The 20,134-nt window shown below is 44.0% G+C and carries 25 protein-coding genes; 5 read left to right on the top strand and 20 right to left on the bottom strand.

Translation table 11 applies throughout. The annotated features are described in order from the left end of the window. Nucleotides 1–169 precede the first annotated feature (169 nt). The 9 genes from LCM10_RS06100 to LCM10_RS06140 all read right to left on the bottom strand — a co-directional run bounded on the left by LCM10_RS06100 (nucleotide 170) and on the right by LCM10_RS06140 (nucleotide 9,247). Entirely contained in the window at nucleotides 170–946 is a 777-nt protein-coding gene (locus LCM10_RS06100) for a class I SAM-dependent methyltransferase (protein WP_224875267.1), read from the bottom strand. Nucleotides 947–1,045: 99 nt separating this feature from the next. Next, on the bottom strand, nucleotides 1,046–1,480 hold the full coding sequence (locus LCM10_RS06105) for a BrxA/BrxB family bacilliredoxin (protein WP_224875268.1): 435 nt from the start codon (nucleotides 1,478–1,480) through the stop codon (nucleotides 1,046–1,048). 45 nt (nucleotides 1,481–1,525) lie between these two features. Further along, nucleotides 1,526–2,653, bottom strand: a complete 1,128-nt coding sequence (locus tag LCM10_RS06110) for a conserved virulence factor C family protein (protein WP_224875269.1) — start codon at nucleotides 2,651–2,653, stop codon at nucleotides 1,526–1,528. A gap of 74 nt (nucleotides 2,654–2,727) precedes the next feature. Further along, complete coding sequence (locus LCM10_RS06115) at nucleotides 2,728–4,620, bottom strand: ABC-F family ATP-binding cassette domain-containing protein (protein ID WP_224875270.1); 1,893 nt, start codon at nucleotides 4,618–4,620, stop codon at nucleotides 2,728–2,730. Beyond that, nucleotides 4,617–5,264 carry an HD domain-containing protein gene (locus LCM10_RS06120; protein ID WP_224875271.1) on the bottom strand — a complete coding sequence of 216 codons (648 nt, stop codon included), beginning with the start codon at nucleotides 5,262–5,264 and terminating at the stop codon, nucleotides 4,617–4,619. Before LCM10_RS06120 ends, LCM10_RS06115 begins: the two co-directional genes overlap by 4 nt. Nucleotides 5,265–5,361: 97 nt before the next feature. After that, nucleotides 5,362–6,222, bottom strand: coding sequence for a DegV family protein (locus tag LCM10_RS06125; protein WP_224875272.1), 861 nt, complete (start codon nucleotides 6,220–6,222; stop codon nucleotides 5,362–5,364). A 100-nt stretch (nucleotides 6,223–6,322) separates the two neighbouring features. Further along, nucleotides 6,323–6,805, bottom strand: coding sequence for a hypothetical protein (locus tag LCM10_RS06130; protein WP_224875273.1), 483 nt, complete (start codon nucleotides 6,803–6,805; stop codon nucleotides 6,323–6,325). A 25-nt stretch (nucleotides 6,806–6,830) separates the two neighbouring features. Then, entirely contained in the window at nucleotides 6,831–8,516 is a 1,686-nt protein-coding gene (locus LCM10_RS06135; RefSeq protein ID WP_263621372.1) for a formate--tetrahydrofolate ligase, read from the bottom strand. A 56-nt stretch (nucleotides 8,517–8,572) separates the two neighbouring features. Continuing rightward, nucleotides 8,573–9,247 carry a class I SAM-dependent methyltransferase gene (locus tag LCM10_RS06140; RefSeq protein WP_224875274.1) on the bottom strand — a complete coding sequence of 225 codons (675 nt, stop codon included), beginning with the start codon at nucleotides 9,245–9,247 and terminating at the stop codon, nucleotides 8,573–8,575. 166 nt (nucleotides 9,248–9,413) lie between these two features. Between LCM10_RS06140 and LCM10_RS06145 the strand changes: the two genes are divergently transcribed. Further along, the gene (locus LCM10_RS06145) at nucleotides 9,414–9,632 is read left to right on the top strand and encodes a DUF3892 domain-containing protein (protein WP_224875275.1); all 219 of its coding nucleotides are present in this window, start codon (nucleotides 9,414–9,416) and stop codon (nucleotides 9,630–9,632) included. 57 nt (nucleotides 9,633–9,689) lie between these two features. On the opposite strand, the gene mntR is transcribed toward LCM10_RS06145, so the two are convergent. The 5 genes from mntR to LCM10_RS06170 form a co-directional block, all read right to left on the bottom strand. Continuing rightward, a complete protein-coding gene (gene mntR, locus LCM10_RS06150) occupies nucleotides 9,690–10,106 on the bottom strand; it encodes a transcriptional regulator MntR (RefSeq protein WP_224875276.1) in 417 nt (138 codons plus the stop codon). Between the two features lie 79 nt (nucleotides 10,107–10,185). Beyond that, the gene (locus LCM10_RS06155; protein ID WP_224875277.1) at nucleotides 10,186–11,064 is read right to left on the bottom strand and encodes a metal ABC transporter permease; all 879 of its coding nucleotides are present in this window, start codon (nucleotides 11,062–11,064) and stop codon (nucleotides 10,186–10,188) included. After that, entirely contained in the window at nucleotides 11,054–12,340 is a 1,287-nt protein-coding gene (locus tag LCM10_RS06160) for a metal ABC transporter permease (protein WP_224875278.1), read from the bottom strand. Before LCM10_RS06160 ends, LCM10_RS06155 begins: the two co-directional genes overlap by 11 nt. A gap of 5 nt (nucleotides 12,341–12,345) precedes the next feature. Next, entirely contained in the window at nucleotides 12,346–13,101 is a 756-nt protein-coding gene (locus LCM10_RS06165) for a metal ABC transporter ATP-binding protein (protein ID WP_224875279.1), read from the bottom strand. Nucleotides 13,102–13,117: 16 nt separating this feature from the next. Then, a complete protein-coding gene (locus tag LCM10_RS06170) occupies nucleotides 13,118–14,053 on the bottom strand; it encodes a metal ABC transporter solute-binding protein, Zn/Mn family (protein WP_318247473.1) in 936 nt (311 codons plus the stop codon). A 523-nt stretch (nucleotides 14,054–14,576) separates the two neighbouring features. On the opposite strand from LCM10_RS06170, the gene cspD reads away from it, so the two are divergent. Then, nucleotides 14,577–14,777: a cold-shock protein CspD gene (gene cspD, locus LCM10_RS06175; RefSeq protein WP_007084796.1), complete on the top strand. Its 201-nt coding sequence runs from the start codon at nucleotides 14,577–14,579 to the stop codon at nucleotides 14,775–14,777. A 62-nt stretch (nucleotides 14,778–14,839) separates the two neighbouring features. On the opposite strand, the gene LCM10_RS06180 is transcribed toward cspD, so the two are convergent. Both LCM10_RS06180 and LCM10_RS06185 read right to left on the bottom strand, forming a co-directional pair. Then, nucleotides 14,840–15,016 carry a zinc-finger domain-containing protein gene (locus LCM10_RS06180; RefSeq protein ID WP_224875630.1) on the bottom strand — a complete coding sequence of 59 codons (177 nt, stop codon included), beginning with the start codon at nucleotides 15,014–15,016 and terminating at the stop codon, nucleotides 14,840–14,842. A gap of 64 nt (nucleotides 15,017–15,080) precedes the next feature. After that, nucleotides 15,081–15,731, bottom strand: a complete 651-nt coding sequence (locus LCM10_RS06185; protein ID WP_224875632.1) for a reverse transcriptase-like protein — start codon at nucleotides 15,729–15,731, stop codon at nucleotides 15,081–15,083. A gap of 167 nt (nucleotides 15,732–15,898) precedes the next feature. On the opposite strand from LCM10_RS06185, the gene LCM10_RS06190 reads away from it, so the two are divergent. Continuing rightward, nucleotides 15,899–16,579: a queuosine precursor transporter gene (locus LCM10_RS06190; protein ID WP_224875280.1), complete on the top strand. Its 681-nt coding sequence runs from the start codon at nucleotides 15,899–15,901 to the stop codon at nucleotides 16,577–16,579. A gap of 22 nt (nucleotides 16,580–16,601) precedes the next feature. Next, on the top strand, nucleotides 16,602–16,988 hold the full coding sequence (locus LCM10_RS06195; protein WP_224875281.1) for a reverse transcriptase-like protein: 387 nt from the start codon (nucleotides 16,602–16,604) through the stop codon (nucleotides 16,986–16,988). A 103-nt stretch (nucleotides 16,989–17,091) separates the two neighbouring features. Here LCM10_RS06195 and LCM10_RS06200 read toward each other — a convergent pair whose 3' ends face one another. Both LCM10_RS06200 and LCM10_RS06205 read right to left on the bottom strand, forming a co-directional pair. Then, a complete protein-coding gene (locus tag LCM10_RS06200; protein WP_412103366.1) occupies nucleotides 17,092–17,358 on the bottom strand; it encodes a DUF6123 family protein in 267 nt (88 codons plus the stop codon). Nucleotides 17,359–17,393: 35 nt separating this feature from the next. Continuing rightward, nucleotides 17,394–17,882, bottom strand: coding sequence for a divergent PAP2 family protein (locus tag LCM10_RS06205; RefSeq protein WP_224875283.1), 489 nt, complete (start codon nucleotides 17,880–17,882; stop codon nucleotides 17,394–17,396). 114 nt (nucleotides 17,883–17,996) lie between these two features. Between LCM10_RS06205 and LCM10_RS06210 the strand changes: the two genes are divergently transcribed. Then, nucleotides 17,997–18,134, top strand: a complete 138-nt coding sequence (locus LCM10_RS06210) for a small, acid-soluble spore protein L (RefSeq protein ID WP_224875284.1) — start codon at nucleotides 17,997–17,999, stop codon at nucleotides 18,132–18,134. 44 nt (nucleotides 18,135–18,178) lie between these two features. Here LCM10_RS06210 and LCM10_RS06215 read toward each other — a convergent pair whose 3' ends face one another. Both LCM10_RS06215 and LCM10_RS06220 read right to left on the bottom strand, forming a co-directional pair. Then, nucleotides 18,179–19,075, bottom strand: a complete 897-nt coding sequence (locus LCM10_RS06215; RefSeq protein ID WP_224875285.1) for a 5'-3' exonuclease — start codon at nucleotides 19,073–19,075, stop codon at nucleotides 18,179–18,181. Between the two features lie 126 nt (nucleotides 19,076–19,201). After that, on the bottom strand, nucleotides 19,202–20,032 hold the full coding sequence (locus LCM10_RS06220) for a sulfurtransferase (RefSeq protein ID WP_224875286.1): 831 nt from the start codon (nucleotides 20,030–20,032) through the stop codon (nucleotides 19,202–19,204). Between the last annotated feature and the right edge of the window lie 102 nt (nucleotides 20,033–20,134).

The following is a 20,134-nucleotide window of genomic DNA, read 5'->3' on the forward strand; positions in this document are numbered from 1 at the left end:
ATGAGGATATTTCGTAAGGAGGATAACTGAATGGATACTGGAATTATGATTAATATTGGTTACTTGCTTCTATTAGGTTATTTCGTAGTACTTGGTTTCACTGACTAATGGTAAGGGCAGACAGGCACTTTAGAATGGCCTGTCTTTTTTATATCTTTTGTTACGGATTTTACACCGAAATGACCCCGAAATGGAATTTGGATGATGGCCTTTTGATGACTTCAAAACCATGCTCTTCAAAAAGTGGTGACTGGTAGTGGTTTTTCATGACGATTTTCATTTTTGCCACACGTCTAGCCTCATTCATCACTTCATTGGTGATGGATGTATACGCAGCCCACGTCCTGATTGGGTTGATGCCGGCTGAATCAGTCAGCGCTTCCTCGAACATCGGATCAAAGTAGACGACGTCCATCGATTGGTCCCCGCATTCTTTCAAACCTTCTTCAAATCTCTGTTGTATGACTTCCACCCTACTCATTGCTTCATTCAGTTCATCGAGTGGTGATGTCCACTTTTTCAGGCCTTCTGAAATGATGTGGGCGATGTATGGATTCGCTTCGAACCCTTTTACTTTACCTTTGGGACCGACAATGTGGCTTGCAATGATACTATCGGAAGCAAGTCCGACTGTGCAGTCCAGAAAGCTCATTCCTTCTTCTAGTCCTGCCGCATCCACCATCGGATCTCTTTCACCACGCATCAATCTCTTGATGCGGAAAGAAGCTGAATTGGGGTGAAAGAAAAAGGGTTCTTCATGCTTGTCCCTTTTGTGAAGCTCCAGCCTTTCTTTCCCCACAACGACACAATTCATTTCGTTCTTGTCCATATGGTGGGTCAGTGATTTCTTCCCTCGTTTTATATATGGGATATCCAGCTTGGAAGCGATCCTCAATGCTTCTTCGATGACAGCCTCGTTTGCTCTTCCGCAAGTTGTAACAAACACATCTGGTAACTCCTTCTTTACATCGTTTATGAATCTCAACCATCATACCATAAAAAGAGGGAACCTGATGAAGGTTCCCCCCTGCCTCTTCATTTGAATTTAGCAATGCTCGTTGAATGCAGTCGTCAAATTCGAAATGATTTCTGAAATGTCATGATCCTCGATTTCTTCCCTCGGTATGAAATGGACCACTTTGTTTCCTTTTAATAACGCCATGGAGGGAGAAGAAGGTTCATATCCTTCAAAGTATTCCCTCATCTTAACGGTTGCCTCTTTGTCTTGACCAGCAAATACAGTTACGAGCTGATCCGGTGACTTTTCACTGTTCATGACGGATTGAGTGGCAGCCGGTCGTGCAAGGCCGGCCGCACATCCACAGACGGAGTTGACGACAACCAGCGTCGTCCCTTCCGCAACTTCCATGAATCCTTCAACTTCTTCAGCAGTCTTCAACTCATTGAAGCCAGCTTGGACAAGTTCCTGTCTCATCGGTTTAACCAGTTGTCTCATATACTCTTCATACGCCATAGACATGGTACATTCCCCCTGTATGTTTTTTTATAATATTCATTAAAGCTTTTAGTCCTGCAAACGCGCTTCCGTCATTTGTTTCCAGACGGATCCCTTCGCTTCTTCTCCACCTTCTATTCGCTCGATGGCCATCTTCACTTGAAGCTTGACCTCGAACTCCGGATCGTTTTCGGCTGCTTTCAAGCCTGGCAGGGCAGACTCATCGCCTTCTTCATATAAGAACATGGCGGCACGCCATCTCACTAATTTACTTTTATCACTAAGGGCTTTCACCATTTCGGGCATGGCCTTTTTAAAACCTAGATCGGATAGGCAGTCCCCAGCCGTACGACGCACCGCTACCGATTTATCTCCGAGTGCTTTATACAGAAGTGGCAATACTCGCTCGTCCTCGATCATTCCGAGATAGACGACGGCTAAGCGCCGGATCGACCCTTTTTCATCCTCGAGCGCTTTTTCAAGCACTGGCAAATCATCAAGAGTCGGATCTTCCATCGAGTCAAGCTTCTGATATCTCGTCTGCCAATCCGGTGCCTGTAAATCTTGAAGTGTGAGTTTTTGTTTGATTTTTTTCGCGGGTTGACCCCCATTTTTATTCTCGACTGCCTCTTGTGCAAGGTTCTCAAGCTTTGATGCAGGGTAGGCTGCGACCAATTCCTCTGTCACATCGTGACCGATTTCATCCAAGTCCCCATACCTTACACCATGATCCTTCCATTTCCGCAGCAGCACGACGTTGTCTCCATCCTGCTGGGCACGGGATAAGGCGTCCATGAACGGGGCAGGTAGAGAGAAACGCTTTTCCTGTTCCCCGTCGGTCACCTTCACCTGCATCGGAATTCCTTTGAACATTTGGATCGAGACATTCACTTCCCCGAAATGTTCTTCCATTTGGGACTCGCTCGCTTCTTCAACTGACTCTTCCCCGAATGCCTTTCTCACTTTCGGGAGGAGCTCCTGCCAATCGAACTTCGCGTTTCTCTCAACAGCAAGGAAATCCGCTACATGATAGACTCCCTTGATGCCCTCGATTCCAAGGATTTCCTTGATGACGGAAGGTGCACCTTCTGCCTCATCTTTTTTATAATTATTGCTTTTCCCAGCCTGTAGTTCCCTGTCTAAGAGAACCTTCATTGTGTTCGGGCTGGGTGTAGGTTCAATCGATACAATCCTCATATCCATTCCCCTTTCTGCCTAAAACATTTCTACCATCATAACACAGCCGTACCCGTGCAAAAAAATAATTGGCCTTATTCAGCGTACTCAGACAGATAGCTCCATCGTTCAATTAAGTGCTCTAGCTCTTCGTTCAGCTTCTGGCTGTCATCCATAAGCTGTTGGGCACGTTCAAAATTACTGCCGACCGACTCCAATTCTTCCTGTATCTGTTCAAGCTGTTCCTCTGTTGCCGCAATTTTGCCTTCAATTTCTTCCCATTCTCGCTTCTCCATATAGGATAACCTTTTCTTTTCTTTTTCAGGCTGTGCGGACGGTTGCTTTGGTTCATTCTGTTGTTTCTTCTCTGCCGCCTGTCGTTTCGATTCCAATTCGACAGTTTCCAAATAGTCCGTATACTCACCGAAGTAAAGACTGATTTTGCCATCTCCGTCAAAAACAAGCAATTGATTGGCGGTCTTATCCAGGAAATAGCGATCATGGGAAACAGTCACCACAACACCGGAAAATTCCCCGATATAATCTTCAAGCACGGTGAGCGTTTCGGTGTCTAGATCATTGGTCGGTTCATCAAGAAGGAGCACATTCGGTTTCCCCATTAATAATTTCAACAGAAATAGTCTTCGTTTCTCCCCGCCCGACAGCTTGCGGATCAATGTCCCATGCGTGCTCATCGGAAAGAGGAAGCGTTCAAGCATAGACGTGACCGATATCCGTTCCCCTTTGTCTGTTGTAATGAATTCCCCCGCTTCACGGATATATTCAATCATCCGCATATTTTCATCCAATTCCTCATGACCTTGCGTATAATAGGCAATTTTAACCGTCAATCCCTTGACCATCTCACCCGTATCCAATACATCTTTACCAGCAAGGAGGTTCAGGAAAGTCGATTTCCCGCTTCCATTCTTCCCGACCACACCGATTCTGTCACCTGGTTTGATCAAGAAATTAAAATCTTTCAGGATTGTCTTATCACTGAAAAATTTTGATGCGTCCTTCAATTCAAAGACTTGTTTGCCAAGGCGTTCTCCACCGATCGACATGTCCATTTGGGCATTCTGGGGTCCCGAAGTCATGTTGTCCTCCAAGTTTTCAAAGCGCTGGATCCGGGCCTTCTGCTTTGTTGTTCTTGCCTTTGCACCCCTTCTCATCCACTGGAGCTCGCGACGATACAGATTGCGCTGTTTCTCTGAAGTCAAGCGCTCATTTTCCTCCCGCGTCGCTTTCGCTTCAATAAAGGAAGCATAATTTCCGCGGTATGAATAGAGATTTCCTCCATCAAGTTCAAATGTCCGGTTCGTTACGTTATCCAGGAAGTAACGATCATGCGTGACGAGTAATACCGCTCCATTATACTTTCCTAAATAATCCTCAAGCCATTTGATCGATTGGTAATCCAAGTGGTTGGTCGGCTCATCGAGTATAAGGAGATCAGGTGTTTCAATCAAGACGCCTGCAAGTGCTACGCGCTTTTTTTGTCCACCTGATAGTTCCTTCATTTTTTTGGCAAAATCGTTGATCCCAAGCTTGGTGAGGATGCTTTTCGCGTTGGCATTCGCTTCCCAGGCATGGAGGGTATCCATCTGTTTCTGTGCACTGAACAACCGCTCCTGCAGCGTACCGCTTTCAGGTTCTTGTTCGAGTTCCACAAGGGCTGTTTCGTATTCACGCATGGCCCTGATGACCTTGGCTTCCCCGCGAAACACCTGCCCGATGACACTCAGGTCCTCATTGATGTGGGGTTCCTGTGATAAATAGGCGATATGGTAGTCCCCCGGAGCCGTGATTTCCCCGCTATCGTATTCTTCTATCCCAGCAATCAATTTCAAGAGGCTCGATTTCCCGGTCCCATTTACCCCGATCAATCCGATCCTCTCCTTCTCATTGATCGAAAAAGAGATCCCATCAAAGAGAGTCTTTTCCCCGTATGTTTTTGACAGATTCTCGGCTGTTAACATTCTCATTCGTGACCATTCCATTCTTTATCGAATTGCTTTAAGAATCCCAGCATGTATGTATGCCGTTCTTCTGCTAGATTTTTTCCTGTTTCGGTACACATCAGATCCTTTAACTTTAACAGTTTCTCATGGAAATGATGGATACTGGTACTTTTTCCGTTTCTATATTCATCCAATGTCATATCGGTACGCACGCCAACATCTGGGTCGTAAATGGGCTGTCCCCTGCTGCCTCCGTAGGCAAATGTCCGGGCGATCCCAATCGCTCCGATGGCATCCAAGCGATCCGCATCCCTCACAATCATGGCTTCGATGGACGTCAAAGATTCCTCATGTCCTCCCTTATAAGAAATCGAAAAGATGATCTCATTAAGCTTCTCCCGTTCGTAGTCCGAAAGTGAGAGTAAGGATACATACCCCTTCAATTTCTCTTCCGCTTCACGCTTTGAGGAAACAAGCTTCTCATCCGGCACATCATGCAATAAAGCAGCCAGCTCGATGATTGTTGTATCGGTTATATGTTCGCCATCCGCAATCATCAACGCATTCCTTCTGACTCGTACAAGATGATGCCAGTCATGTCCCGAAGGCTCGTTGATGAACGCTTGTTTCAGCGCTCTGATTAAATGCCCCATTTCTTGATCGGTCATATTTTCAGCACCTTTCTCATCTATTGTATCAAAAAAACAGCCGCTAAGAGTAAAAGAGATGATGGATAAGGGCATCCTTATCCATCATCTCTATCGTTCAATCCTCTATCTCTTCAGACCAGCTGATCCCGATTGTGTTCTCACCGGCATGCACTCCGATAACAGCACCAAGGGGATACGTGCCAAATTTAATATGTCCATGTTCCACTTCCAACTCTGCCTTCCATTCGCTTGCTTCGTCATGATTCAAGCCATGAAGGATGCTTACTCTTTTTACATTCTTTGATTCCAGCGCTTCCTTGAGCAAACGTTCCATCTTGCTCAACCCTTTTGGGATGCTTCTGACCTTATCCTTCACTTCGAGCTGTCCATCAATGATTGAAAGAATCGGCTTGATACTCAGCATACTTCCGAGAAAAAAGGACAAGCCGTTCATCCTACCGCTCTTATGCAGCTGTTCCAGGCTGCCGACCATCACAAAGACTTCCCGTGTAAGGATTTTTTCTTCGATCAAACGTTGGATCTCTTCAACCGTCTTCCCCTTTGCGTGAAGGAGCTGACCGTATTCTATCAGTTCTGTCAAAGGATACGTCAGCGTCTTTGAATCGATGCAAGTGATGAAAGGTACCTCATCTTTGAGAATTTCTGCAGCTTGGTAAGCAGAAGAGAAGGTTCCGCTGAAATGGGAGGATACATGAATGGAGAAAATATGATCATAACGTTCTGCCAAAGACTCATATAATTCCTTAAACGTGCCGATCGAAGGCTGAGACGTCTTCACTTCCACCTTTTCTTCCTTTAGCTTTGCGAACAGTTGCTCAGGAGTCAAATCCAGTCCATCCTTATACTCCTTGTCCCCGAAAACAATATTCATCGGTACGACGAAAATATCCTGATCCTCACAAGAAGTCAGATCCCTTATAAAAGCTGTACTGTCGGTTACCCACGCAATCTTCACGCTCTTGCCCCCCTTTGTCTTATTTCACCTTTCCCTTTGTTCTCTCTATTCTCTTTATACGCTTTTAGACCATCATGCTGGAACGTTCACAACTATACACCTACTCTAGCCTATTCAATGTTTCCACTGAATAGGAGACCATTTGAAGGATATCATCGACCATCTCTTCCGTTATGACTCGATTAAAAGAAAGAATCCCTTTTACACGAACAGGATGTAGCGAGGAATGGCTTTCAACCCACTCCCAGAGCTTGTCTTCTCCCCAAGCATGGACAAGCTCTTCCTTTAGGCGCAGAATCGTTTCATCCCCCTTGTAGATCAGCACTATTTCTGCCCCTGCTTCATTCTTTTCCGTAAGGCCCTGTTTCTCGGCAAGAAAATGCCCCATATCAGCCCTCAACTCAAGGATAATGGAAGAAGTCTTTCCCTGAAGCCTGTATTCGATAGAGTAAGTCCGTTCATAATGGGCAAAGTCGAATAAATCCCTACGGTCAATAATCGATATTTCCCCGGACAGATCCAGGTCATACACTGCGCCCTCCACAACTACCTTCAAGTTATCAAAAGCCGTAGGATCAAACATGAATATTCCCCTTTCCTGTCAGCCATCAGAATAGGCCGATGGCATTTCCATCTGCATCGACATCCATTTTTAATGCGGCCGGCTGCTTGGGCAGTCCCGGCATCGTCATGACCTCACCCGTCAAGGCTACGATGAAGCCTGCACCGATCTTCGGCTTCAACTCCCTGATGGTAATAGTGAAACCCTCGGGTCTTCCAAGCTTCCGTGGATCGTCGGATAACGAATACTGAGTCTTTGCCATACATACAGGGAGGTCACCCCATCCGTTGTCTACAAATTCCTTTAACTGCTTCTTCGCTTTTACTGAGTAGTCCACTTCTTTGGCACCGTACACTTTTTTTGCAATGCATTCGATCTTTGTTTCCAGTGAATCTGTCAGCTCATAAAGTGGCGAGAATTCCTTCGTGTTCTGTTCGATTGTTCCAAGAACTTTCTCCGCTAAATCCAGACCACCTTTTCCGCCTTCAGCCCATACATCTGTCAAGGAAACAGGGATTCCCTCGTTTTCACACCAATCATTAAGAAGGCTGATTTCTTTGTCTGTATCGGTTACGAAACGATTGATTGCTACAACATACGGAACATTGAATGCATCAAGTGTCTCCATATGCTTCTTCAGGTTGGATAATCCGCTTTTCAACGCCTCCAAATCCTCTTCATGCAAGCTATCTTTCCCTTTGCCACCATGCATTTTAAGTGCCCGGATGGTCGCCACAAGGACAACTGCGTCAGGTTCTATTCCCGCTGCACGGGTTTTGATATTAAGGAATTTTTCCGCTCCGAGATCGGCACCGAAACCGGATTCTGTAACGACATAGTCTGCAAGCTTCAAGGCTGTCTTTGTCGCGATGATACTGTTGCATCCATGTGCAATGTTTGCAAATGGTCCGCCATGGACAAGCGCAGGAGTATGCTCGATCGTCTGTACAATATTCGGTTTCAATGCATCCTTCAGCAATAGCGCTAACGCACCTTCGACCCTCAAATCCTTCACCGTCACAGGTTCCCTCTTATCATTATAAGCAACCACAATTTGAGACAGCCTTCCCTTCAATTCAGCCAGGTCATTTGATAAACATAGGATGGCCATGATTTCTGAAGCCACGGTTATGTCGAATCCATCTTCCCTCGGCACTCCTTGGAACGGACCGCCTAAACCGATGACGATATTTCTCAGTGCTCGGTCATTCATGTCCAGTGCGCGTTTCCAAACGATCCTCCTCTGATCGATCCTCAACTCATTTCCTTGGTGGATATGGTTGTCGATCATGGCTGCAAGTGCATTATTGGCAGTCGTGATGCTATGGATGTCACCGGTGAAGTGAAGATTGATTTCGTCCATTGGCAGTACTTGTGAGTACCCTCCGCCAGTCGCTCCGCCCTTCATCCCCATTACTGGACCAAGAGAAGGTTCACGCATGGCAATCATGGCATTCTTGTTCAGATGGTTAAGTGCATCACCGAGGCCGACCGTTACGGTAGATTTACCTTCCCCGGCTGGAGTCGGATTGATGGACGTTACGAGGATCAATTTTCCGTCACGGTTGTCTTTGAGATTATGTATGGCTTCAAAAGATATCTTTGCTTTATATCTTCCGTACATCTCCACATCTTCTTCGTTCAATCCAAGTCTTGTTGCAATATCAGAGATGGGTAGGAGACGTGCTTCCTGTGCAATTTCAATATCTGTTCTCTTCTTCTTTGTTGTCAATGCTATATCCACCTTTATCGTTCAATTTATAAAGTATATCTTTTTAACACGTTATTTTATGTCCTGAACATGAACAGTGTCATGAACGTAAGCGCTTGTCTCAGCTCATTCGGAAGTGAGCCTGTCATGCGTTCATCCACACCTTTTTTATACACCCATTCCTCATCGACCTTATTCCATCCCTTTTCTTCCGCCACTTTCTCTAATTCCCATGGCATCATGGTGTTGCAAATGGCTTCTTCCCCGTGAAGACGAGGATATGAATTGTCTCTCGGGTGTGCTGTCGGACCTAGCAGGCCGATACAGATCAATCCTCCTTTAACCGTGACCCTCTCGATTTCATGCAATGCATCCACCGGGGATTCCGTCCATTCAATGGAATTGATCGCCATTACTGCATCGAATTCTCCATCTAGGAATGGCATACGGGTAAGGTCCCCTTGAACGAACTTTAATTGATCCCGTTCGAGTCCATTGGCAATCTCGACCATTTTATGAGAGAAGTCCATGCCCGTCACTTTATATCCGTTCTCGTGGAGAAGGTAAGAACCATATCCATCACCACATCCAAGGTCACCGACATTGGCACCTTCATCTATTGTCTTTTTGAAAAATGGGATGATGGCCTTCCTGCTGCCAGCCAACCACATGTCTTCACTTTTTGAATGCCAGTTCTCTGCATTCGTATCCCATCGCGACTTGGCATTTGTATGCCACTCTGTATTCGTCATCTCCTGCACCCCTGTTTTTATATTCTCTTACTTTATTTCTTATTTTATATGTAGAAATCCTTCTTTTCCGGTTAAGATTCTCACCGAATACATCTCTTGATCATTATGAAAGATCAAGGCTTTGACCATACTATTTATAACCATGCTAATAGAAAGGGGAAAAACGATGGAAGAAATCACGAAGGTCCAGCGCAATTATCAGGGAGACATTATCAGCTTCCAAACTTCGGGAGGAAGGATCATTTCCTATCGAAAAGCAGTGCTTGAAGCTTCCGAGGGGCTGCTCGAAGGTGTCGATCTTAAAGAAAATGAATGGGGAGATTACGAAATTTTCTCTTCCGACTTGAAGGACGAAGGATTCAACGATTACCCTACCATTTTCTGATTCTATAGCATCCAAAAAAGGCCGCCCGCATTTTATATGCAGGCAGCCTTTTTTCAATCATTCACTTCGAGCCTGAACATCCCTTAGGTCTTCGAGCCTCTTTTCTTCTTCTTCAAAGAACTGTACCAAATCACCGATTCTGTCAATCGAATCCCAGCTCAAATGATGTTCTATGCCTTCAACATCCTCATATATATGTTCTTCCTTTACCCCGATTACACGAAGGAATTGCTCAAGCAACTCATGCCTGTAAACTAAGCGTTTCCCTACTTTATTTCCTTTTGGAGTCAGTACGAGCCCACGATATTTTTCATATACCAGGTAATCATCTTTATCTAACTTCTGCACCATCTTTGTGACTGAGGAGGGGTGTACGGATAAAGCTTCAGCAATATCGGATACCCTTGCATACCCTTTATTCTCAATCAACAAGTAAATCTGTTCAATATAGTCTTCCATACTCGGTGTAGGCATTCTGCACCCTCCAAATTCCCATGAATATCATTAAAAGTTTACTATAACTGCCCACCGAATACAACCCGGTACCCTTATATCACTCTTCAGACAACCTTCTTTGATTTAAGAATTTTGACACTAATCCATACTTTGGCGAAAACAGCCATACAATCAGGAATACGATGCCGGCAGCGACTGCCATTGCACCGGAAATGGAAACGTCAAATAGCTTTGCTCCGTAATATCCCGCAACACTGTCAAAGATTCCAATAGCACCGCTTAAGACAAGCATCACTAAATACCTGTCTGTCAGTAGATAGGCTGTGGCACCAGGTGCAATCAACATGGCAACCACCAGAATCGCCCCCACACTATCGAATGCAGACACTGTCGTAACAGACACCAATCCCATCAGGATATAATGGATGACTAAGACAGGGATGCCTATGGCCGCTGCCATGTTCGGGTCGAATGATGTTAATTTGAATTCCTTGAATAACAGCATAATGACTAACACATCAAGGGTCAAGATGGCTCCAAGCATGACGACAGACTTTGGTATCGACCCAAGAAAGGGGATTGGTATGGTGTTCCAAGGAACGAATGCGATTTCCCCCATCAATGCGTGCTCGACATCCAGATGGACATTCTTGGCAAATAAGGATATGAGAATAACACCGAGGGCAAATAGAGAAGTAAATACCACTCCGATTGCAGCATCTTCCTGTATGCCACTCGAATTCAATACCTGCACGATAAACGTTGTCACTAGTCCAGCGACAGCTGCCCCGATCAGCATATTGAATCCATTCATGCTTTGACTGATGATAAAGGCCATGACAAGTCCGAGAAGCACCGTATGACTGATGGCATCAGCCAACATCGACATTTTTCTCAAAATCAAAAAGCAGCCGACCACCCCGCATGACAACCCTACTAAGCTACCTGTGAGTAGAATCCAAAGTTCATAGCTCATATCCTTGCCCCCTTCTCACTTTTATCTTTAAGAAAGGATTTTGCTTGTGAATCTCTGACATTTTTAATTGCAACTTTTTTAATTGATCTTTAGTTAAAGAGTCTTCTTGCTCTTCAATCCAGTCAATGTCCAGGGATCCGAGTTCGCTGGGGTACATTTCTTTCAATTCAACCATTTCATCAATAAACCTGAATTGTTCTGCCTTCATTGAACCCCATTCAGTAATGGAGATGTCGCCATTCTTCTCTGAGATGTATGCATTCTTCCTAAGGTAGTTCAAGACTCGGTTAAATCGATATTTTGAGGTATTCGTCTCTAGGAATAGGAATTCCTCGCTGATTGTTTCTCTCCTCAAGGCATACACTTTCTTCAAAACAAAACGTATAGCCAAACGGTCATCGTTCCTCTTTCTCCTCAGGATGATCGAGATCAACCCTCTTTTCGGTGAGAATAGCAAGGAAAAGATGAATATGACAGTGGCGGTGAGTACGATGAATGGTCCCGTCGATAATCCCTTGCCGAGGGTACTGATCAATGTGCCCGCTGCTCCTGATACACCGCCGATGAATCCAGAGATAACAACCATCGTTCTAAGTGAATCAGTCCAGTATCTTGCTGATATTGCCGGTGTAATCAACATCGCGGCCATTAAGATCACCCCTACAGCCTGAATGCCGATTACAACGGTAATCACTAAAAGGGAAACAAACAAGAAATTAAGAAATCCGACAGGAAGTCCGATCCCCCTTGCAAATTGAGGGTCAAATGTACTGACTTTAAACTCTTTAAATAACAGTGTTGTGATGACAATTAATCCAGCTGCTGTCAGACCCATCAATTGAACATCTTTCCCTACAAGGGAAGCTGCCTGACCGAAAATGAAATCATCCAAGCCGCTCTGGTTACCGGTGGGCATCTGGGCCACCTTTGTCAATAAGACGATACCCAATCCAAAGAAAACCGAAAGGACCAAACAGATTGCCGTGTCTTCTTTGATTCTTGTTGTATTTGTAATCAACTGGATTGTATAAGCAGCAAGCAATCCGGTTGCCGCTGCACCAATCAGTAATACGAAGAAATTCTTCTCACCGATGAACATGAAAGCAAAACATATGCCGGGAAGTGCAGCATGGGCAACGGCATCCCCTATTAAGCTTTGTTTCCTTAGTAGTGCAAAGCTCCCCAACACTCCACTTGCGACGCCCAGCAGCAATGTACTGAGCAACACCCACTGTGTGTTTCCATCTGTTAAAAGCGATTGCCACAAATGATTCATTCTCCTCACCTCTCTTCTGGTTGAATCAACATGTCATCCTTTTCCAGGAAGGATAATTTCCCCCCATAAGTCAATTGCAAATGATCAACATTGAACACATCCACCGTAGGACCACATGCAATGGTCTTTCTGTTCAGGAGAAGCGTCCAGTCAAAGTATTCAGTGACTGTTTGCAGGTCATGATGAACGACCAGCACCGTTTTACCCTGTTCTTTCAGTTCATTCAATAAAGAAATGATCGCTTTCTCAGTTGCTGCATCCACCCCTACGAATGGTTCATCCATAAAATAAACCTCTGCTTCCTGGGCAAGTGCGCGTGCAAGGAATACTCTTTGCTGTTGTCCACCTGAAAGTTGACTGATTTGTCTTGAAGCAAATTGGCTCATTCCAACTTTATCCAGACAATCCAAGGCAAAGGCCACATCCTTCTTCGATGGTCTTTTGAACCAGCCTAAATGTCCGTATCTCCCCATCAAGACAACATCAAGGGCATTTGTGGGAAAATCCCAGTCAACTGATCCACGCTGCGGGACATATCCAACCGTCTTACTCTTTGGAGAATACGGCTTACCAAATAGTTTGATGTCTCCTGATGACCGGGGAATCAAGCCTAATATCGCCTTGATCAAAGTCGATTTCCCTGCTCCATTTGGTCCGATAATCCCGATCAATTTCCCTGATGGCACTGAAAATTCCACATCCAAGAGTACTGGTTTCCTATGATAAGCAACGGTCAAACCTTTAATTTCCACTGAATTCATGATGATCCTCCTAACATTACTTCAATGCATCAACAATCGTGTCAACATTATGGCGGTACATTCCAATGTAAGTACCATCCTCTGTTCCTTCTTTCCCCATGGCATCAGAGAATAATTCTCCACCGATACTCACTTCATGTCCTTTATCCTTTGCTCCAGCAATAACCGCGTTGATCGACTTCTCCGAAATACTTGATTCCACGAATACAGCTTTAATGTTCCTATCCACAAGTGTATTGACGAGCGATTGCACATCAGCGAGTCCATACTCCGCATCTGTACTTAAACCTTGCAGCCCCATAACTTGAAGGTCATATTTTGCGCCAAAGTAGTTAAATGCATCGTGCGCTGTAACAAGTACCCTTTGTTCTTCAGGTATGGTTGACATTTCTTTTTCTGCATATGCTTTGAGCCCATCTAACTCAGCAAAATATGATTCAGTATTTTTCAAGTAGTCTTCCTTGTTTTCAGGATCGATCTCAATTAATCCGTCACGTACTTTCTCCAATGCGATTTTCCATAGATCAATGTCAAACCATACATGTGGATCAAGTGCCGTATTATCCGCTGCGTCCTTCCTCAGCTTTTCTTTCGGGATGCTGTCAGCAATCGCGTAAGTCGGCTTTTCTTCGTTCATTTTCTCGAAAATCTCTAGCATCTTCCCTTCCAGATGAAGCCCGCTGTAAAAAATGATATCTGCATCCTGAAGTTTACCGATGTCGGATTGCTTCGCTTTATATAAGTGAGGGTCTACGCCAGGTCCCATTAAACTGTGAACTTCTACGTGATTTCCTCCTATATTTTTTACAGCGTCACCGATTTGTCCAATTGTGGTTGTAACCACGATTTTATCGTTAGACGGTTTACTTGCTTTGTTTCCGCATCCAGCAAGGATAAGTCCTCCCATTAGTACAATGATCATCCCGATAAGTGCCATTAATCTTCTGTTCATGTTCAATCTCCCCTCACATTGTCTTTTTTTAATTTCATCCACTAACTCTACCTTATTCAAAAAGTTTATATACGTTCACTTTTTTTACAATAGTAATTTATTTTTATTTAAGTTATAAAAATTCACTTTAGTAATAAAAGTTTCCTTAGTGCAAATTTTATTTCTTGATTCAATATTTGTCAATGAAAAAAGAATTTGTTCTAGGGAGGTTTATCCTCTTTCTTTAACAAAGGTGTTTTTTATAATCTGTGTTTTCAAGGACCAATGGCCCTCTAAACCATGGTCTTGTATGTACTCGGGAAGCAGGTTTCATGAGGGAACGATCATTGAATCGATGAATTTTTTAAAAATTTCCGCAAAATACATTTCCGTGATGTTGACTCTAAAATCCTCATATTGTATAGTAAAGACATCATTGAAGTGGATCGATTTTTTGTTGCATTTGCAGTGGAAGTCATCATTTCGTGATAAATATTTTCCATAAGCACAAAGTGCTTGATCGATTTAGGAGGATTAGAAGAATATGCAAAACGGTAAAGTAAAATGGTTCAACAATGAAAAAGGATTCGGCTTTATTGAAGTAGAAGGCGGAGACGATGTATTCGTACATTTCTCAGCAATCCAAGGTGAAGGATTCAAATCTTTAGAAGAAGGTCAAGAAGTTTCTTTCGAGATTGTTGAAGGTAACCGTGGACCTCAAGCTGCTAACGTAGTTAAATTATAATCAAACCCATATATGAACGAAAAAAGCGGATGATCATTAGATCATCCGCTTTTTTTATGGATTTATTTTAACTGATCGCCCAAATGCTTGATCTGTTCACCTACCGTACATTGTTGTATACAAAAACTGTGCGCCTTTGCCTTGCCGTATTCTTTTCGAAAATATGCTTTAAGCAAGCAGTCGCTGCAGTATGTGTCAATCAGTTCGTCCACTTTATCAACTACTTGTTTACGTTCCACATCATCACCCCTAGTTTCATCGACCTTATGTTTGTAGTTATAGATTATATGATTGTGCATGAAATTATTCCAACCGTTTATGACTATGCACGATGGTACCAAGTAAGGCCTGATTTGCAAGTTTGTCAGCCTCTTTATTTTGATTACGGTTCAACACCTCGCTCGTAACCTTTAAACCCATTTTCCTAATGAGTTCTTCAATTCGGTCAAGCCAACGATTCAATGCATCATCAAAACATGGCCAATCGCCATCAAGCTGTTTCAATACCACCTGAGAGTCTCCCTTTATGGTACAAGGTATGTTTTTTACACCAATTTCCTCCAACAACAATAAAGCATTATGCAAGGCTGCATACTCAGCTTCGTTATTATTATCCAATGCTTCAAGCTGTTCATTTTTCCGGACTCTGAAATGTTCGCCTCCTTTATCATAATAGATGACGATTCCAATTCCAGATCTTCCATCTTCTTTATTAAACCCACCATCGAAATAGACCACAATATTTTCAGGCTGCCGATCCAATTCCCGGGTCAGCCTCATATATTCTTTCTTATTCCATGAATTTTCCATTTCATCAATGATTTCAAGCTCACTGACTCTGCCCGTCTTCAACAGGTCATCAACATGGACCAATGTCTCTTTCCTTGGAAACCAGGATGATTCAAACCAAATATCACTGTTTGTTTTACTCTCGTACTTGAACTTTAGTTTCATCTTCAAATCAATCACTCTCTTCCCTATGGAATCATGATATTGTCCAACGTTTGTATTATTTGTATAATGGGGATTATTGCATTGGAGGGACTTAGCCCACAAACACTCTGCCTGACTGATACCCTCCAACCGGTATCAACTCAATTAACATAAAAAGGAGGAATCCCATGTTCAATATATGGTTTGGTATCTTATTCGTCATCGTAACATTCACTCTGCTGCTCATCATGTATCGGGTATTCGGGCGGACTGGACTATTTGTATGGATTGGCATTTCTACCATTCTCGCCAATCTCCAAGTCGTGAAAACGATTGAGATCTTCGGACTCACTGCCACTTTAGGAAATGCGATGTATGGATCTGCATTTCTTGTAACCGATATCCTCAATGAACGTTACGGGAAGAAGGATGCTCAAAAAGCTGTATGGTTAGGCTTTTTCACTTTAATCATTATGACTATTATTATGCAGCTTAGCCTGATCTTTCAACCTCATCCTGAAGATTTTGCACAAGGTGCGTTATCGACCATATTCGGATTGATTCCGCGAATTGCGATTGGAAGCCTGGCGGCATATTTAGTGAGTCAGTTCACGGATGTGGCCATCTTTACCTATCTTAAGAAGAAGTTTCCTCGTGACTCCCAGTTTTGGATCCGTAATAACGGAAGCACCATGATCAGCCAGTTCTTGGATACACTTGTATTCACAAGCATCGCATTTCTGGGGACGTATCCATTTGATATTTGGTTGCAAATTTTCATTACAACATATGTACTGAAATGGATCATTTCTTTGATGGATACCCCATTCGGGTATATCGCTAAACGATTCCCAAGAGACAACGACTAAAGCATGTTAAGAGGTGAGCCTAATGATTGAAATTAATATAGACGGAGCAAGTGCGGGGAACCCGGGGCCAAGTGGAGCGGGAATCGTCATGAAAGAAAATGGGCAGGTTAAGCACTTTTCCTTGCCATTAGGAGAGATGGACAATCACCTTGCTGAGTTTATTGCCTGCAAGAAGGCACTGGAATTCTGCATAGAGTCTGGCGCAGAGACTGTATGGGTACGCAGTGACTCGCAAGCGCTCGTCCATGCAGTGGAGAAAGAATTTGTAAAAAGCCACGTATATAAGCCAGTGCTTCAGGAAATCCTCGCCCTTTCCCAAAGGATTCCGCTCTTTTTCATAAAGTGGATTCCCAGTAAGGAAAATAAGAAAGCTGATGAATTGGCAAGGAACGCCATTCATCAGAACTAGGTCCTGCCATGTTCATGCTGGAACAATGTTGGGTTTAATGCGGCCGTGAAGCCATTCTTTGCCGACTAAAAAAGGAGCGCCGATTTGGCCTCCTTTTATTCAATCATGCTAGTCCCTGATGGACCATCCATTTTAGTGCTTCTTTTCTTGTCGTGATCTTCTGGGAATGAAGGCGTTCCAATATGGACATATAAAAGCTTGAGTCGAAATGCTTTTGAGCCTTCAGCGTGATTTCAATTGCGCTGTTGACCAATTCATCCGATGCATCTGTGTACTTCTTCCCAAAATAGATAAATCCGATTGCATCCTCCTGGAACTTGAATCCCCGGTTTTCCAAATCAATGAGAAAATCTTCAGTTGTTTTTTTCACGTTTCTCCTCACCCTATATGCAGCATTCTCTTCTTTCATCTTACAAAAAATCTCTTTTTTTGCCTATCTTTTTTTGACAATAAGAAGCCGAGTGTACCCATAATCAGTCCTAGGAGTGCCCCCCCTACCACCTCTTGTGGTTGATGTCCAAGCATTTCCTTCAGGCGCTTCGGTTTTTTCTCCTCAAATTCGACCGATTCTTTTTCATGAGCCTTTCTGACCAATTCATCCAAACTATTCACTTTAAGCGTCAATTCTCCGGTCTGCCTTCTGATTCCCTGGGCATCATACATGACAATCAATCCAAAAATAAAGGAAAGGGCAAAATCTACCGTTTTGACTCCTTTTTTCAATGCAATAAAAGTGGTCAAAGATGCAACCCCTGCACTGTGTGAGCTCGGCATTCCACCGGTCTGGAAGAAAAGGGACGGTTTCCATTCCTTTTTCTTCACGTAATGAAGAGGAATCTTCAACCCCTGGGCTAACATGATACTCAGTAAGGCAGTCAGTACTCCCTTATTCAACGCATACACCTCCCTTTGCCTTTAGTCTGTCCCAATTTCCCTGTTTGAGTGGGATATTTTAAAGAAGGAATAAGCAAAATAATGGTGTACATCAATTCAGGAGGAGGCGTTACAATGAGCAAGGGAAACAACAAAAACAAAGGGAAAACCGCTACTAGTGTAAATCCTCAAGGATACGGAGCAGATACCGAATTCGCACAGGAACCTAAGAGCAAACTAGAAAATGCAACTAAGAAAGCAAACAGGAAATAAATGAACAAAAGAGCGGGGAATTAGAAATCCCGCTCTTCATCTGTTCAACTGGTTGCGATCAAAGACTCTGCGCTCAGTAAGTACCTTCTAAGTACTTTCAGCTCCAATTCTTCAATATAGGAAATCGAAGAATCAGATACACGACTCCAAACTGCATTCTCGATCGATAGCGGTAGGGGGACTTCACAATGAATCTCTGCTAACTTCCTTGAAACGTGTAGCATCTCCAGATCTCCCTCAATTTTCTTCCGCTGTGATGGCGTCAATCGATCGAGGTTATCGAGTATGCCTTCAATATGCCCATATTCTTGAATCAGCTTTAGGGCTGTCTTCTCACCAATCCCTTTCACTCCTGGATACCCATCGCTTGTATCCCCCATCAACGCTTTAACATCAATGAACTGCCGAGGTGTGATTCCGCGTTCTTCAACAAACATATCCTTTGTGTATGTCTGGTAATTTCCGAACCCTTTTTTCAGAAGCATGATGTCGATATTCTCATCCAGTAGCTGCAACAAGTCCTGGTCACCGCTAAGGACAGTCACTTTCCGCTCGTTCCGGTGAGCCTTTGCCAGTGTTCCGATGCAGTCATCCGCTTCATAACCGGGAACCCCGATATTGACCAAGTTGAATCCTTCCGCCACTTCCTTAGCCAGGTCGAATTGCGGGATTAACTCCGCAGGTGGGGCATTCCGGTTGGATTTATAATCCTCATAAACGTCGTTTCGGAATGTTTGACTTCCCATATCCCAGCATACGAGGATGTGAGTAGGGTTGACGTGATCAACCGCCATCAGCAGGTGTTTCATGAACCCTTGCACCCCGTTAGTCGGCAAGCCTTTTGAATTCACCATAAACTGGCCGGTCACAGCCGTCGCAAAGAAAGACCGGAATAACAGCGCCATTCCATCTATTAATAATACGTGTTCGTTTTTCTTCATTTCATCCACTCCCCAATAAAGCTTGATCCGTTACCTTTTTTCATCCTCTAAAAGTATAACATATTTTATGGTCCTCCCCATTGGAAAAGAAAAACAAGCCTGTCATCTGACAGGCTTGTCCTTTCATTAATCTTTTTCCACTTTATGCGGTCCATAAGATACCCAATCGCTATAGCTGCCTGCATATAACCTGACATCTTTGAATCCTGCTTCGATCAATGCCATGATATTTGGGGTGGCCGTCACACCCGATCCGCAGTAAACGACGACCGTTTTATTCTGATCTAACCCTGAAAAGCGTTCTTTTTGTGCAGTGATGTCCTTAAAGAAGCCATTCTGTAACCCTTCTGTCCAAGGAAAATTGACGGCTCGAGGGATATGACCCGGAATTCGGTCGATTGGCTCTTCCAATCCCGCATAACGCTCCTTACTGCGAGAATCGATCAGACATGCATCACTCTTACCTTCTGCAATGCGCTCCACTTCTTCCACGTCAACGAGCAAGTCTTCATTAAAAACGGGTTTATAGCTCTTTCCGGGATAGTCTGGAACATGTGAATCGGTATCGTATCCCGCATCCTTCCATGCCTGAAATCCGCCGTTCAATACGAACACCTCTTCGTGACCCAAGTAGCGGAGCAACCACCAGCATCTACCTGCGAATGCCCCTTCACCCTGATCATAGCAGATAATGATGGACTCGTTATCTATGCCTGCCTGTTCGATCTTTCTTAAGAAGTTTTTCATGTTAGGGAGCGGATGGCGCCCCCCATGCTCCTTTACATGACCGGATAAATCCTTCTCAAGGTCGAAATAGACGGCCCCTGGGATATGAGCTACCCCATATAGCGTCTTTCCCTCGGAAGGCTTGCCTAAGGAGAAGCTGCAGTCGATCACCCTGATTCGGCGATCGTTCAAATGATTCTTTACCCATTCCACACTTTTGACACAATTCATGAAGATATCCCCCTTTTCTTCATCAAGTCCTTTACAGCGTCCTTTGGTTCCCAGCAGGAAAATCGATAAGATGTCTTTGTCTCGTATCCTAGGCGGGAACAA

It is taken from the genome of Rossellomorea aquimaris (assembly GCF_020171925.1).
Lineage (GTDB): Bacteria > Bacillota > Bacilli > Bacillales > Bacillaceae_B > Rossellomorea > Rossellomorea aquimaris_F.